At 43.6% G+C, this 15,902-nt stretch carries 11 protein-coding genes; 5 read left to right on the plus strand and 6 right to left on the minus strand.

Annotation, left to right across the window (positions count from 1 at the left end; all coding sequences use genetic code 11):
- Window positions 1-486, plus strand: a 486-nt coding sequence (locus V7K36_RS34080; RefSeq protein WP_442948451.1) for a WGxxGxxG-CTERM domain-containing protein, incomplete at its 5' end; no start/stop codon positions are given.
- Window positions 487-1,556: 1,070 nt separating this feature from the next.
- A complete protein-coding gene (locus V7K36_RS09315) occupies window positions 1,557-2,504 on the plus strand; it encodes a LysR family transcriptional regulator (RefSeq protein WP_335115090.1) in 948 nt (315 codons plus the stop codon).
- A 331-nt stretch (window positions 2,505-2,835) separates the two neighbouring features.
- Here V7K36_RS09315 and V7K36_RS09320 read toward each other — a convergent pair whose 3' ends face one another.
- Together V7K36_RS09320 and V7K36_RS09325 are read right to left on the minus strand one after the other, a co-directional pair.
- Window positions 2,836-4,314: an alpha-amylase gene (locus V7K36_RS09320; protein WP_334833791.1), complete on the minus strand. Its 1,479-nt coding sequence runs from the start codon at window positions 4,312-4,314 to the stop codon at window positions 2,836-2,838.
- Between the two features lie 112 nt (window positions 4,315-4,426).
- The gene (locus V7K36_RS09325) at window positions 4,427-5,053 is read right to left on the minus strand and encodes a DUF1003 domain-containing protein (RefSeq protein ID WP_335115092.1); all 627 of its coding nucleotides are present in this window, start codon (window positions 5,051-5,053) and stop codon (window positions 4,427-4,429) included.
- A gap of 494 nt (window positions 5,054-5,547) precedes the next feature.
- On the opposite strand from V7K36_RS09325, the gene V7K36_RS09330 reads away from it, so the two are divergent.
- Window positions 5,548-6,624 carry an anthranilate phosphoribosyltransferase family protein gene (locus tag V7K36_RS09330; RefSeq protein ID WP_335115094.1) on the plus strand — a complete coding sequence of 359 codons (1,077 nt, stop codon included), beginning with the start codon at window positions 5,548-5,550 and terminating at the stop codon, window positions 6,622-6,624.
- A gap of 171 nt (window positions 6,625-6,795) precedes the next feature.
- On the opposite strand, the gene V7K36_RS09335 is transcribed toward V7K36_RS09330, so the two are convergent.
- Both V7K36_RS09335 and V7K36_RS09340 read right to left on the minus strand, forming a co-directional pair.
- A complete protein-coding gene (locus tag V7K36_RS09335) occupies window positions 6,796-8,217 on the minus strand; it encodes an LCP family protein (RefSeq protein ID WP_335115096.1) in 1,422 nt (473 codons plus the stop codon).
- 286 nt (window positions 8,218-8,503) lie between these two features.
- Window positions 8,504-8,866, minus strand: coding sequence for a hypothetical protein (locus V7K36_RS09340; protein WP_335115207.1), 363 nt, complete (start codon window positions 8,864-8,866; stop codon window positions 8,504-8,506).
- 310 nt (window positions 8,867-9,176) lie between these two features.
- On the opposite strand from V7K36_RS09340, the gene V7K36_RS09345 reads away from it, so the two are divergent.
- Window positions 9,177-10,343, plus strand: coding sequence for an AI-2E family transporter (locus V7K36_RS09345; RefSeq protein ID WP_335115098.1), 1,167 nt, complete (start codon window positions 9,177-9,179; stop codon window positions 10,341-10,343).
- A gap of 65 nt (window positions 10,344-10,408) precedes the next feature.
- On the opposite strand, the gene V7K36_RS09350 is transcribed toward V7K36_RS09345, so the two are convergent.
- Window positions 10,409-11,740, minus strand: a complete 1,332-nt coding sequence (locus V7K36_RS09350) for a serpin family protein (RefSeq protein WP_335115100.1) — start codon at window positions 11,738-11,740, stop codon at window positions 10,409-10,411.
- Between the two features lie 544 nt (window positions 11,741-12,284).
- On the opposite strand from V7K36_RS09350, the gene glpK reads away from it, so the two are divergent.
- A complete protein-coding gene (glpK, locus tag V7K36_RS09355; RefSeq protein WP_335115102.1) occupies window positions 12,285-13,799 on the plus strand; it encodes a glycerol kinase GlpK in 1,515 nt (504 codons plus the stop codon).
- A gap of 118 nt (window positions 13,800-13,917) precedes the next feature.
- On the opposite strand, the gene V7K36_RS09360 is transcribed toward glpK, so the two are convergent.
- Window positions 13,918-15,081 (minus strand): choice-of-anchor tandem repeat GloVer-containing protein, encoded by a 1,164-nt coding sequence (locus tag V7K36_RS09360; RefSeq protein ID WP_335115104.1) that lies wholly within the window; start codon window positions 15,079-15,081, stop codon window positions 13,918-13,920.
- Between the last annotated feature and the right edge of the window lie 821 nt (window positions 15,082-15,902).

The raw sequence follows: 15,902 nt of genomic DNA on the forward strand, positions 1-15,902 counted from the left end.
ACTACAGGTACAGGCAGTGGCACTACAGGTACAGGCAGTGGCACTACAGGTACAGGCAGTGGCACTACAGGTACAGGCAGTGGCACTACAGGTACAGGCAGTGGCACTACAGGTACAGGTACTGGCAGTGGCACTGATTCGACAGGCAGTGGAACTACAGGCACTGATTCCACAGGCGGTGGAACTACAGGCAGTGGAACTACAGGCACTGATTCCACAGGCGGTGGAACTACAGGCAGTGGAACTACAGGTACTGATTCCACAGGCAGTGGAACTACAGGTACTGATTCCACAGGCAGTGGAACTACAGATACTAACAGAAATACAGGCATCGCAGCTTCCCAAAGAACTAGCGATCGCGGTTTCGATTGGGGTTGGCTAGGTTTGCTTGGTTTAGCCGGTTTAGCAGGTCTGGCTCGTAATCGTCAAAAAGTCCGGGCTTATAGCGATCCTGATGAAGTAACACGTTCTCCTGGCTCTAGATAGTATTCACAACACTCTAAGAGTCCTACAGCCGTCATTTGTGCCAACTTCAATTTATACTGACAAAAAAGCTCTTGGGGTTGGCTTATTATGTAACCGTTCATGGGGGGATCAAAAAAAGGTTAGATATGAAATCATACGACAACAGTACGAAAACAAGTCTAGATTTGATTTTTTTCGGTTAATTTTGAATAGTAAAAAGTGCTACACTGGTCTGCTAATTGTGTTTTAGACATTTTAGGTACTATTACCACATATCATAAATCACCCCAAACCCTTCCTAAACAAGAGTTTTAGGATTTGGGCTAATGATCTACCCTCCGTAAACGGTTACGCTTATATAGGATTACTACTTGATTTTTGAACAAAATTAGGGATTGTAGGGTGTGTTAGAACGAAGTTCGTAACGCACCATTATCAAGGGTTTGGTGCGTTACGCTGTCGCTAACACACCCTACGTATCTTTTCATAAATCAAACCGGATTCCTATATTTGGGTAGGCTACTCTAAAGATACCCTTGCTAAACTCCCAGCCAAAACAATGGCTGAATATCACTCAGAGAAAACACAAGGGTTAGATATTATTAATTATCAATTCATAATTAAAGACACTGTACAGCAATACATACGCTCATCAAAAATTTACTGGTCAACAAAACAGTGGAGAGAACAGAAGCTATCACTGATTGTAATTATGAATTATTAATTATCTTGACATATTGTTCTCTCAGTTATATCCCTACAATTTAAAAATATTATCTAAAAATTTATATACAGCAGATTGCAACAAGGGTGAGGTACAGATTATTGTAGGGGCACAACATTGTTGTACCTCTACCTGTGCACCTCATTTAGCTGAAAAACGCTGTATTTCAGCATAAAATAGTCAAGTCTTTTTTGGCGATATTTTCCGAAAAAGTCCGTTTCAAGTGAATAATTGACGATAAAGCCGGTAAAACCTGATTTGCTTAAATGTAAATCATAGAAAAATTACTGTAACAAAATATACTAAATTCTGGATAAAAAACCGTTAACTTAATAAAACAGATAAATGTAATTCAGGCTACATAAAAATGCGCCTAGAGCAGTTGCAAGCCTTTCTAGCGATCGCCCAAATCGGCAGCTTTCAACAAGCAGCGCGAAAATGTGGTGTTACCCAATCAACAATTAGTCGCCAAATCCAGGCATTAGAAGCAGATTTGGGTGTAGAACTGTTTCACAGAACAAGTCACGCCAAGTTGACGCTAGGAGGTGAATGCTTACTACCCCGTGTCCGCAAAATTTGCCAAGAATGGCAGACAGCTACAGAAGAATTAGCCGATTTAATCGCCGGAAAGCAGCCAGAACTTTGCATTGCCGCGATTCACTCCCTTTGTGGATCTTACTTACCTCCAGTGTTGCAAAAATTTTGTCATGATTATCCAGATGTGCAATTGCGGGTAACTTCATTGGGAAGCGATCGCGCCCTGAAAGTCCTCAAAGATGGATTGGTGGATTTAGCAATTGTGATGAATAATCGCTTTTTAACCACTGGCAGAGAAATGGTGGTAGAAGTACTTTATGATGAACCTATAGAAGTTCTAACCGCAGCCAATCATCCACTAGCCCAATATGAATGCGTCCCTTGGTCAGAGCTAATTCGTTATCCTCAAGTGGTTTTTAAAGATGGTTATGGGATGCAGCGCTTAATACAAGATAGATTTGAGCGAATGGAAGCTAAACTCCAGGCGGCTTTAGAGGTAAATACCCTAGACGCCTTCCGGGGGGTCGTGCGTCAAGGACAACTGATAGCTTTGCTACCTCAATCAGCATTAGTAGAAGCTCGTCTTGACCCTACCTTGGCAATTCGCACCCTAGCCAGCAATAATACTAGTGGTTTAGCAGATGGTTCCAGTTTAACTCGTCGCGTAGTGATGGTAACAACTCAAGACCGGCTGCAAATTCCCCCTATCAAGCACTTTTGGCAACTCGTGCGCGAAAATATCCCATTACAAATTGATCAGCAGCGATCGGCCTCTTAAGTCAGTAAACCAAAAAGTTTTTAAGAGAACAGCGATCGCTATAAAGCGGGCGGGTACGCCATTGTTGCTAATGGTCTGTTACTTTGAGAGAGTTATTCATTGCCTAAAACAGAAGCTGATGCCCCATCATAGAAACGCTCAAAACCCTGATGATTGTGAAGAGTAGTTATTAAACATTGCCCAAAATGAGGCAATTTAGGCAATATCCAATTCCTTTGTAAGGGAAGAAAAGGGTTGTGTTATGGCTGATCCAGAAAGTACTGCCTAAGTTCTCTTTTAGGTAAGTTAAGAAAGCGGGTAACTTTCTGGATGAATGCTACTAAAACCCCGACTACGACTGTGGAACCCACACAGAAACGGAACCAGCACCGCATCGAAAATCAGCCCAGCCCTCATCATTCGTTGTGACGGGTTCACTAATATGTTCAGTGATGTCAATGTAAGTGCTGTTGGGTTGCCCAACTTCCATCCACTTAGTCCCCTCTCCCCCATTACTCAGAACAACCGCCATACCGCCAGGATGTTCTTGATCTCCTTTGCGTGTCCAGCCGATTGTATTAGGGTGGTCGAAGTAATCGTACTGGTCGCCGTAGGCATAAGTTTGACGAGCGTGCAAAAATTTATCAATTATCCATTGATGACTATCGAGCCAAATCTCATACTCATTGCCATCTGGGCCCTTATCCTTGTAATTAGCACCATAGTAATCCGCATAGAAAATACAGGGATAACCCTCACTTCGCAGTAGGATTAACGCATAAGCCAACGGTTTAAACCAGGCTTCTACTACAGACTCCAACGACTGCAAGGGTTGAGAATCATGATTGTCAACTAAGGTGACGGCTAAAGCAGGTTGCTGTTGCACTAAGGTGTTATCAAATATCTGCCGCATGTCGTAGTCATTGCCTTGGGTGCTGGCAGCACTAAAGTTATAGTGCAATGGTGCATCGAACAACATCACATCACCACCAGTGACGTTAATGAAATTGTGCAGCGCTTCAATTTCATAAGACCAATACTCACCGACGGCAAAGAGATCGCGACCAGCCTTTTGGCGACAGTGTTGCAGCCATTCTGGGAAAAAGCCAGCTCTCACGTGTTTAACGGCATCAAAACGAAAGCCATCTATATTAGTGGTTTCTACAAACCACTCACCCCAGCGATTCAACTCCTCACGAACTTCTGGACTCTCCATATCCAGATCGCATCCCATGAGATAGTCGAAAGCGCCTTTTTCCAGGTCAACGTTGTCGTCAAAATGTTTATCTTTGAACAGATAAACTGCGTTCTCACCTTCGTTGTAAATGTTGTAATCAACTGCGTCGAAGTGCCACCAGTGCCATTCCATATCGGAGTATTTGCCCTGGCGACCTGGGAAGGTAAAGTGAGTCCACACTTTAATCTTTTGCATTTCACCGATCGCGTGGTTGCGATCGTCTGGACTATAGGGCGTTGCTTCCACCTCTTCTTCTTGGTCTGCACCTAACTTGTGGTTGAGGACAACATCAGCGTACACTCGAATACCAGCATCTTTTGCAGCCTTGACAGCAGCAATATACTCGTCTTTTGTGCCATATTTTGTCCGAACCGAGCCTTTCTGGTCAAACTCGCCTAGATCATATATATCGTAGACCCCGTAGCCGACATCGTACCCACCCCCTGTTCCTTTGTAAGCTGGGGGTAACCAAACAGATGTAACACCTGCATCAGCTAACTCTTTGACTTTCTCTTTAAACTCATTCCAAAGATTGCCATCTGGAGGGATATACCAATGGAAGTACTGCATCATTACACCATTCAGTTGAGCCATCTGTATCCCTCTAGTCAAATATACGATGAATTTTGATTGTCGACATAAAAACTATACTTGAAGTTTTGTTTGATATTTTTAAATAGAAACAAAAGTCTACTAAAAACTGCGATCAACTCATATTGTTTTCTTCTGTGGATGACAGCTCTTCAGCTAGGTTTTTCTGGAGTGCTTCCAATACCGCGATCGGGTCAGCAGCTTGCTGCATCAATTGAGCTTCCGAATCATGCCGATTTATCACATCAGGCAAATCGCTACGGAGTTCTTCTAATAGAGCAATAATCTTGGCAATTTTTTGCTCGGAGAGCAGGTTAAGCTGTAGCATCAGTTGCGCCCGCTGTTCGGCAAAGTTTTCTTGGCGAGTTTGTCGCACCAGCACTCCGGTTGAAATCACTAATGCAGCTGCGTCTAAGCCTTGACCTGACCAGCTAAACAAGGGCAGGTTGAATGGCAAAAAGCGATCAAAAAAACTGCTAAAAATCCAGATAGCCAGTATAACTAGCAAACTATACAGAAATATCGATCGCCCAAAGAATGTAGTGATCGCTTCTAGTATCCGCTGGTGGGCGGGAATATCTCGAATTTCCTGGGTATGAAGTGAAGTAATCGCTTCAATATTTTTTGCAATCGGGTCTGGTAATGGAGCCGTGAGCACATGATTTCGAGAAGCTTTCTCTTTGAGTTTGTTAGCACCTGAACTTAAGTGTTTGTTAGCTGTGTCGTTTGTTTTTTGTGTCATGCAGCAACTCCTGAATCTAGATGTTACTCGATTATTGCTTATCTTCTGATGCTGTCGGTAAATGGATCTCAAGAGGCTGAAAATTTGATTACACGGTGATTAACTTCTGGTGTACTACTTTGATCATTTCATTTTTTGAACCCTTTCAGAGCAGTATAACAAGTAATTAGATAGTAAGTAGTAGATAGCACTTTAAACTACGTAAACTTGATTAGCGTAGGCGTAGCCCACCGCACATTGGTGTCAACTTAAGCCCAAGCGAATGGAATTCGCGGCTACACAAACGAAGTCCGCGGAGGCGGACTAAGGAAACAAGGGGCAAAATCCCCTTGTCTGGAACCCACGGAGGTGGGTTTTGTTTGTGTAGACGCGGTTTCTAACCGCCCATTTCACGTTAAGTTGACACCTATGCCCACCGCAGGCATCCCTCTTTGGGAAAACTTTTTAGTTTACTTTAAGTGTCATTAGTTATTTTCAGAAAGGACAAAGGACAAATGAGCAATGTATTTAGGGAATTACTGCAAAAAGTAGGTAGCGGAAACCACACAGCCGAGAATTTAACTCGCGCCCAAGCAGCCACCGCTACAAAAATGATCCTGCTGGGTGAAGCTACACCAGCCCAAATCGGAGCGTTTCTGATTGCTCATCGAATCAAGCGTCCTACGGGGGAAGAGTTAGCGGGAATGTTGGATGCCTATGAGGAACTGGGGCCAAAACTGCAACCAATCGTCTCTGGGCGACCAGCGATCGCTTTTGGTATACCTTATGATGGCAGAACCCGCACAGCACCAATTAGTCCGGTAACAGCTTTACTACTCGCCGCAGTTGGACAACCAGTGGTAATGCACGGTGGCGATCGCTTACCAACTAAGTACGGCTTACCCCTAATAGATATTTGGCAAGGTTTAGGAGTCGATTGGACTAGGCTACCACTAGCAAAAACCCAGCAAGTATTTGAGCAAACGGGAATCGGCTTTATTTATCAACCTCAGCATTTTCCCTTAACTAAGAGTATTTGGGAGTACCGCGACCAACTCGGCAAACGTCCACCCTTGGCCACAATGGAGCTAATTTGGTGTCCTTATGCTGGGGATGCTCACGTGATTGCTGGGTTTGTTCATCCGCCGACAGAAGGGATGTTTCAGATAGCTCTGCGGCTGCGGGGAGTAACGAAATTTACACTAGTCAAAGGATTAGAAGGTAGTTGCGACTTACCGCGCGATCGCACTGCGATCATCAGCTTATCTTCATCCGTAGCATCCCAAGAGGTAGAACGATTGCACCTCGTACCGCGTGATTATGGCTTTACTACCAAGAACGTACCCCTTGGAACTACTGAAGAACTGGTGGCGGATATTCAGAAGGTTTTAGCAGGTAAACCAGGTGAATTAATGCAAACAGCCTTGTGGAATGGCGGATTTTATCTATGGCGGAGTGGTATTTCTCCAGATATGCCAGAGGGTTTAGCTAAAGCAGAAGAGTTATTAACCAATGGTGCGGTAGCAGCTAAACTCCAAGAACTCAGCCAGTTATTAACAATTCAAAATTCAAAATTCAAAATTCAAAATTAAATTCGCTGTCAACAGAATTTGTACCAGTGTAAACAGTTCAGTACTTTCAGAGTGTCAACATAATTCGTAATTAATTACGAATTACGTTAATAACGACGGGAAAAGCGAGTCCGCGTACTCCTACGAAGAAGCAAGCTAGCAAGAGCGTCTCGTAGAGAGCGTCATTACGAATTATTTACTAGACTTCTCCAAAATAGATTTTTGTTGCAACCAATCCTGACCTACTTGGATACTGATATCTGAGCCAAGATTGCCAGTACTTTCTACACGCACTTCTCCAAATCCCAAAGTGTTGCGAATTGATTCGGCACTGTCACCATCCCCTTGTTGGGCGACAATGTGAGTTACCTCTAGAGGTTCCCCCCATGCCTTAGCTACATAGATGTTGCTATATCCAGATTTTTCCAAGGCTCTAATTAATGGTCGGAGGTTAGAGCGATCGCCACCTGTGCTATCTTGAATTGCTACACGCAAAGAGCGGGGGTCAGTCGTAGTCGCCAGCTGTTCCTGTTCTGACTCCAAACCAAAGTGTTGAGCCATCAGTTTCGCAATACCATTTTTATTGGGCAACCAATAGCTAGCATCAAACTCGCTTTTCTCGCTAAAGCGACCTGGCAGCATTAACATTTGCATATTAGAGCGATTTGTCCGCACCCCAAAACCCATTAGCGCCACTAACTCCTCAACTGTCAAATTGGTATCAATGTGGTCTTTCACTACATCCAGAACTTTAGGTAATTGAGTAACAGTACCTGGGTTGAGTGTTTGATCCATCAAAGCACGCATGACCATTTGCTGCCGTTGAATCCGACCAATATCACCGAGTTCGTCATGGCGAAAACGCAGCAATTGCAGTGTCTGATCACCGTTGAGATGCTGCTTACCCGCCTTCAAATTGATGTACAAATGCTGAGAATCATCTTGGTACTTCATATTTTTGGGGACGTAGACTGTAACGCCACCCAAAACATCGATCAGCTTGGCAACTCCCAGAACGTTAATTCGGACATAGCGATCAATTCCCGCCCCACCTAAGAGATTACTGACGGTTTTGGCAGTCAAAGCTGGCCCACCGTCAACATTGGCAGCATTAATTTTTTTTACCCCATACCCCTCTATTTCTGTGCGGGTATCTCTGGGAATGGAGAGCATAGTTATTTTTTTCGTCTCCGGATCAAATTTTAGCAAGAGCATCACATCCGAAAGACCTTCAAAGGAGTTTAGCTGGGGCTGGTATTTGAGGTTTTTGGTTTCTGGGGGAGGGTTTTGGATATCAGGGGGAAGTACGCTCATCCCCAAAACTAAGAGATTCACCGGGCGAGTTAATTCTGAAAATCGCAGCACACCTCCAGAAATGCGATCGCCATCAAAGACCGCCTCATCCTTTGGACTTAGCTGGGCTTGTTGCAAAGGCGTACTGGTCAAAGACACCGCCAAAAGCGCCCCTGCGGTTGCTGACACCATCGCAATACCACTCATACCTACCCAAAACCACAGCCAACGCCCCGATTTCGAGTTCTGGGAAATTTTGTTACTGGGCTTTGAGGCTTTTCCCGACTGGTTTTCTTCCGCCGAACTTCTTTGAATGGTCACAGACTTCCTCACACTTACTGACTAATCAAATTCGGTAAATTTGCAGACTAAAAATATGCTGGCAAATCAACCCATAATAGCTAACTCTTAATTATCAGTGTTAACTTTTTTAATCTAGTGTCAACCACAACACTTATAGCAGCATTTATCTTTATTTTGGGGCAACCTGGAGATGTTTTACTGAAGTATGGCAATAATAAACTGGATTTGACTAGATATTATGGATAAATCAACTGTTATTTTGAGAAAATAAGTAAAAATACTGGCAAATTACTACTCGAAAAAATTAAGATAAATACTTGCCAAGCAATCGTTCTGCTAAAGTACTAAACCCTGCTAAACGCCCAGATTTGCCCTGCATCAGTCGCAAAATCAGCCAGACACTCACTAAAAAGTAACCTGATGTGAAAAAGCTATTGAGGATAAATAGCCGTAGCATCAAAAAATCTGAAGTTGCTGCTCCGGTAGCTAATAATAGATATGCCAACAGCCAAGTAAGCGCCAAAGTGATAGACAGACGACTAATAGCAAGTTGTTCCCGACTACCCTGGCCCCGATAGAGAGTCCACAAGGACGGAAAAAAGCCGATGATCGGAATCAAATATAAAAGCAACTGTGTTTTGGGGATTGGGCTTGGGGCATTGGGCATTGGGCATGGGGGATTAGGAATTGGGCATTGGGCATTGGGCATCGGGCATTGGGAAAACACTTTCTTTATCCCCTTGTCCCCTTGTCCCCTTATCCCCTTGTCCCCCTCATCTCGCCACTCCCCATTACCCCTTATCCCCAGAGGGGACCCCACCTTCCCCATTCCCCATTCCCCATTCTGTTTCGATTCAAAATTATCCATTAGGGTTAGTCTAACTCCTAAACTAGAAGGATGAATGAGATTCATATAGTTAGAGATAATAAGCTGTAAGGAAAGATTTAATTTAGTTCTATCCCGCAATCATTTCAAAATGCAGACACGCAAGCTACTCGACTGGTGGCAAACATTCACACCAATAGCGCGAATCGGGGCGATCGCGCTATTCGCTCCGATGCTAGTTCTCAATGGTTGGGCACTTTCGGTATTTTTTGATTATTTCCATTCTCTCATAGTCATTTTAGTCGCAGCCTCAGTGCTAGCATTTCTGCTCAATTACCCCGTGAGCTGGATGGAGCATCATGGTGCTAGGCGAGAGCAAGTTGCTATCCTAGTATTTCTCTTGGCTTTATCGATTTTATTGGCGTTGGGTGTTACACTTTTTCCCCTGGCACTTACCCAAGCTCAACAACTGGTGGCTCGTTTGCCAGAGTTGATCGACTCTGGACGCTCTCAGTTAATGATATTAAACGAAAAAGCTGAGACTTTTAGCTTACCAATCAACCTTGATGCTCTGGTAGTGCAAATCAACGATCGCGTCAAGGGACAATTGCAAGCGATCGCTGGACAAGTTTTAAATCTGGCTGTGATCACAGTCACTAGTCTGCTAGATATTCTCTTGACGATAGTTTTGACTTTCTATCTTTTACAGCATGGGGCTGAACTCTGGCAAAGTTTAGTGGAATGGCTACCTGCTAAATTTCGAGATCCTTTCTCCAAAACAGTCCGCCTGAGCTTCCAAAATTTCTTCATCACCCAACTGATTTTATCTACCTGTATGGCCTCAGCCCTCATTCCGATCTTTTTGTGGCTGAAAGTACCATTTGGGCTGCTATTCGGCCTAACTATTGGACTGATGGCTCTCGTCCCCTTTGGTGGTTCTGTAGGCATCGCCCTGACTACACTATTGGTAGCGTTGCAAGATTTCTCAATGGGTGTGAGAGTCTTGATAGCAGCAGTAATTGTACAGCAAATTCTCGAAAACTTAATTGCCCCCCGAATTTTAGGCAGTTTTACTGGTTTAAATCCAGTTTGGATTTTGATTTCAGTCTTGACAGGGGCAAGAATTGGCGGACTGTTGGGTGTAATTGTGGCAGTACCCACAGCTGTTGTGATTAAGACTGCTTTAAGTGCCCTGCGTCCTGGTAGCCAGACAAACGACAGCGCCACTGGGGAGATAACTGCACCCGTTGCAACAAACGAGTCCCCGAAAGCTGACGCTAACAAGACTTTAAGTATTTCTGAAGCCACATTACCCTAAAATTAAATTTGAAATTCAGACTTCTCTGAAAATTCAAAATTCAAAATGAAGGAATTTTGGATTTTTTACTGTGGGTCAATGATCGAACCCATAAATAAAACGCTTCCCGTTTGATTATCCCTAATGGCACAGAAGAATGGACGGTCAACAATCATTCGGAATGGTACTGGTTCTTGTTCAAAAGCTGTTGCTCCTACAATAAGTGAAGTAACCGCAGCCGCTTCCGTGCCTTCTTCGTTCACTTCGACAAAAGTTTTATGCTCAACTCCGCTAATCTGAAAATTTTTACCCATGCCGGAAAAATTGGCTTTGTCGCTGAAAGCCTCCTCCATACCTAAAGTTTTTAAGGCATCATTGAGTCTAATATCATACTCTGTTTTAAAGCGGGGTAAGCGAATAAACCCTTTTTGTTGGCTGAACTGAGTCATCCATTTTTCCCAGTTTTCAACATTCAAGTTCTGATAGAAGGCATTGAGGTTAGAGTTCTGTTTCGGCAGGAAAATATAAAAGCTGAATTTACCATCTTTGCCGTAAGGTAAACTAACTGCCTGAAATTGCTTACTTTCATAGTATCTATAGTCACCGTTCTCTGACATCATCGGCTCTAGTTTTTGCCTGCCAGATGTAATGTAAAAGGGGTATTGAGCGGTTTGATTCTTGTCAAATTCCTGACTCCATTTTCCTTTAAAATATATGGCATTAATCAGAAACAACACATCACTTGGTTTAATTGTTTTAACTATCTCAGTGATTTTGCCATTAGTATTCTCTTTTACCCAGTTATTGATAATACTAGGTGCGGCGGCATCTTGAAAGTTTAAATTGCTGACCTTGGCTTTATAGAAATACTGTGTTCTCTGGAGGAAGTCTGGCTGAAAGCTAACATTTTTATTTGCCCAAAGTGAGTTAGCAATATTCAGTTGCACTTTTGCATCCGCATTGTCTAAAAGCTGCTTTAATGTCGCCGCGTAAGAAGAGTTGATTTCTGGTAGATTTACCCCCTGTAATTCCAGGGTTTTTGCCATCGCTAGTTGAGTCGTACCGCTCGCGCCATTGTAGGTCATAGCTAGAGCGATCGCCACACTCAAAGGCGAGATAAAAACATTCTCCTTACCCTGATCACCTTTCAGAACTTCTGAAAACAGTTTGAAGCCAAACTTATTGCTAGACTCAACGATTTTTGCATCAGTCTTGAGTGTTTTTTTTTGCAATGGAGTTTCTGGCTGAGGTAAACTAGATTGAGCAAGGGCACTTTTATTACTATCGAGCTGAGAACACCCTAATACACTCAATAGAACAACACTTGCAGCTGCCAGAGCATAACGTCTGCCCAGACTCACACCATAGCGTCTTTGCATGAAATTTTCTCTCACACTACTATATTTCTGCGGATTCATTATACCACCTCACTTGCCAAAGATTCCCGATCTGTGTTCAGGGTTGACGCAGATACTGTGTCAATGATTAACTATTGCATTTGCTCCAATAGAAAAATAGGACTGTTACAGAAACTGTAACAGCGAGTTGGTAGCTCAGAGGAAGTAAAAACAACTTGTGAGAGTTGCTAATTCCTAATTGAGGCGGCTACGCAGACGAGTTATGAAAAATTTTGATTTCTAGGAGTTTTCCTAATAAACGTATTGTAAGCTACGCAATTGCAAAATAACCATGTCTGTTAGGTTTTTTATAGATGTAGCGGTTCTCAACAAACTAGCGCGCAGTTTCTAAACGTCTTTCTTGTTCTGCATAGACGCTAGGCGATCGCTCAATTCAAAATGTACACAAAATAATGTATATCTGATTTACAGCTATTTTCAGGAAAACAAATCACGGAGTAAGGGCACAGCATTGCTGTGCCCCTACGACAGATGTGGTTCAAATACATAAAAACTGCTGTAACGTGTATTGCTAAAATCGCAATCGCAGCATCTCAAATCGGCTATGGACACACTTGACAACACAACTCGATCATCGGGCTACATCTTAGCGCTGGACTTAGGTACGACAGGCAACCGCGCCTTTGTGTTTAACGCAGACGGCAAGATTATTGGACAGGCATACAAAGAACTAACTCAGTATTATCCTCAGCCTGGATGGTTAGAGCATGACCCTCAACAAATCTGGCAAGATACCTGTTGGGTGATGCAAACCGCAATTGGGAATGCCCAGATTCCTCCATCAGCGATCGCCGCCTTGGGACTAACTGTACAGCGTGAAACCTGCTTGATTTGGGACAAAACTACTGGTAAACCACTCCATCAAGCGATCGTCTGGCAAGATCGCCGCACTGCTCCCCTTTGCCATCAGTTACAACAGCAAGGCTACGCTCAAGAAATTTACGATCGCACCGGCTTAATTATCGATGCCTATTTTTCTGCTACCAAGCTCAGGTGGCTATTAGACAATTTTACTGATATTGATCTGAACAATGTCTTGGCAGGAACAATTGATACCTGGGTGCTGTGGAACCTCACAGGTGGGAAAGTCCATGCTACTGACCACAGCAACGCCAGCCGGACAATGTTGATGAATCTCAACACCTGTGAGTGGGATGAGATTTTACTGGAGATGTTTCAAATTCCGGCTCAGATTTTGCCCCAGATTCAGCCTAGTTTAGGGGTATTTGGAGTTACTGATGCTACTTTGTTGGGTGCTGAAATTCCGATCACTGCCATCTTGGGAGATCAACAAGCTGCTCTATTCGGTCATGGCTGCGATCGCCCTGGTTTGATCAAATGTACTTACGGTACTGGTAGCTTTTTGGTAGCTCACACAGGTAATCAAATTGTGCGCTCGCCGCATCAACTAATTTCGACAGTGGCATGGACTCAAGCAAATTCAAGGGGGACTTTAGATGTAGGCTATGCCCTTGAAGGCAGTATGTTTACTAGTGGTGCTTGTATTCAATGGTTGCGCGATCGCCTGAAGCTGATTAAAACTGCTGCTGAAACTGAAGCGATGGCCAATCAGGTAAGAGATAATGGCGGAGTCTATTTTGTGCCTGCATTTAGTGGACTGGGCGCTCCCTACTGGGATATGAGCGCTAGGGGAGCCTTTTTCGGCATTACCGCCAGTGTACAACCAGAGCATCTAGTTCGCGCCGTGCTGGAAGCGATCGCTTATCAAGTTCTGGAGGTGGTGCAAGCAATTAATGCATCTAACAGTACTCCAGTTGGGCGATTAACCGTAGATGGTGGGGCTTGCGAGAATAATTTTTTGATGCAGTTCCAGGCTGATGTGCTAGGTATTCCAGTTGAACGTCCGATAATGCGCGATACGACCGTTCAGGGTGCAGCATTTGCAGCAGGTTTAGCTGGAGGATTTTGGCAGAGCTATGAAGCACTGGTGCAGGAACGAGAAATTGAACGTGTGTTTGAGCCGAAGAACAATTTCCCCTTGTCCAACTTTGCGACTTGGCAAAAGGCAGTGAAACGCACTCTCGCTTGGGAGGAGTAGCCCTTCACCAAAAACCAGTTGAAGCGTTTCCACTTTCAAATAGTCAGTAAGCGTGACTATCTGAAAGTGGAAAAATCTACGTTCTACTATTTATTTTGCAGGTAGATCGTCTTTGATGCTATGGTATAAATTTAAACACCGTCCCCTGTCCAGAAGCGCCACCAGTAGAGGCGGTACCGTAAAATGCACCATTAGCAAGTTGAATTAACGTGGACTGCGGAGTTGCCCCATTCGTGCCATTAAAACTAAATAACAAAGTGATGGTTCCTCCAGCCAACCGATAGATGCCTCCTTTATTATTTGCACCACCTGTAGAGGTTGTACCATAGTAGTTACCGTCCTTTCCTTTTGTGAGTGCAGCTGTGGGGTTAGCCCCATTGCTGCCATTGAAACTGGCAACTAAAACCAGTGTACCGCCACCGAGCGGAACCTTGAATATAGCTCCTTTATTACTGGCTCCACCAACAGAAGTCGTGCCATAGATAAATCCACTAGATTCAATTAATCCAGCCTGGGGACTTTGCCCATTAGCACCACTAAAGCTATATGAAGTTATTAGTCCTGCGGGAGTTAACTTGAATGCCACACCTTTATTAGTTGCTCCACCTGCTGAGGCTGTGCCATAGTAGTTTCCGTCACTAGCTAATTGCAACCTTGCCAATGGAGTTGCGCCATTAATACCGTTGAAGTTAACTAGGATAGTGGAAACACCACCAGTCAGAGGAATCTTGAATATAGTTCCTTTACTGTTGACCCCACCGGCAGAAGTTATCCCCCACAAGTTGCCATCGCTACCTGAAATCAATCTACCTGCTGGATTGGCTCCATTAGTGCCATTGAAATTCCAAAGATTTGTCAGGGTTGTAAAAGTTGTTTTTTTCAACTGAAACAACGTACCGAGGTTATTTGTACCGCCTGTAAAGGTTGCACCATATAGATTGCCATCACTTGCCTGGAATAATCTCGCAACTGGGTTAGTTCCATTGGTTCCAGTGAAGTTAACTAGTGTGGTCAGAGTACTCAAAGTAGAACCAGTTAATTTGAATGCTGTTCCTTTACTTTGCGAACCACCTGCGGAAGTGGTTCCATAAAGATTGCCATCGCTCCCTGCAAACACGCCTGCTTTTGGGGTCGCTCCATTAGTACCGTTGAAATTTACAACGGTCGTTAATGTTCCTGCAAATGCTTGTTGCAAGGGCAATACTAATGGAGACGCCAACACAGCCAGGGAAGTTAAAATTAATACTCTATTCTTGTTTTGACGTTGTTTGCACAGATTCATCTTGTTCACTTAACTCCTACAAAAATTTGCTCAGGCACGAACCCGAAATAAATCGAAGAGCCTATCCTTGGGGAGCATCTCAATGAGTGTAAAAAGCCTTGTAAAACCTCACCCCAACCCTCTCCTTGGTAAGGAGAGGGAGCAAGAATCTTGGTATATTTGCAAAACTGAGATGCTCCCCCTACCCTTCTCCTGACAAAAACGCACTCGCCTTTGAACCACATCTGTCGTAGGGGCACAGCATTGCTGTACCCTTACTGCGTGGTCTATTTACCTGAAAATAGCTGTAAGCTAGTTTTTAGTGAGAACTCACCAGGAATTTTGGTATAGTCTTGGTCAGGAAGAATTCAGAAATCCTCTGGCTGCCTACACCGCAATGCCTGTATTCACACTTAGGTTAATTGCTGAAAGTTAGATCATTTATGACCTCGTTCAGTAAGATAACATACTCATTGTTTTTTAGATGTCGTGAGCAACACAAAAAAATTTAATTAAATTTTTACCTCTGCGATGGTAATGTGATTCGATTTTTGAAAAAAACTAAGTACAGCTTTGCGTAAAATCCTGGCGAATTGAGGGTTGAAATTTAAACGCAAAGGAACGTAGAAGAAAGCGCAGAGGCACGCAGAGAATTGGCTACGAATTAATGAAATGTTGTACTAAGCCAGAATACCAGGGCAAAGGCACGTAATTTGTAAAACCCTTGCTGCATAAGGATATTGATGAAAAAATAGCCGAAATTATCAAACGCTCAGGGCAAAAGCTAGACTAACTCTATTTTTGGAGATGTCTATTGACTTTTATAATTCATTTATCAGAGG

The sequence above is a fragment of the Nostoc sp. genome (assembly GCF_036919555.1).
In the GTDB taxonomy this organism is placed as follows: Bacteria; Cyanobacteriota; Cyanobacteriia; order Cyanobacteriales; family Nostocaceae; genus Nostoc.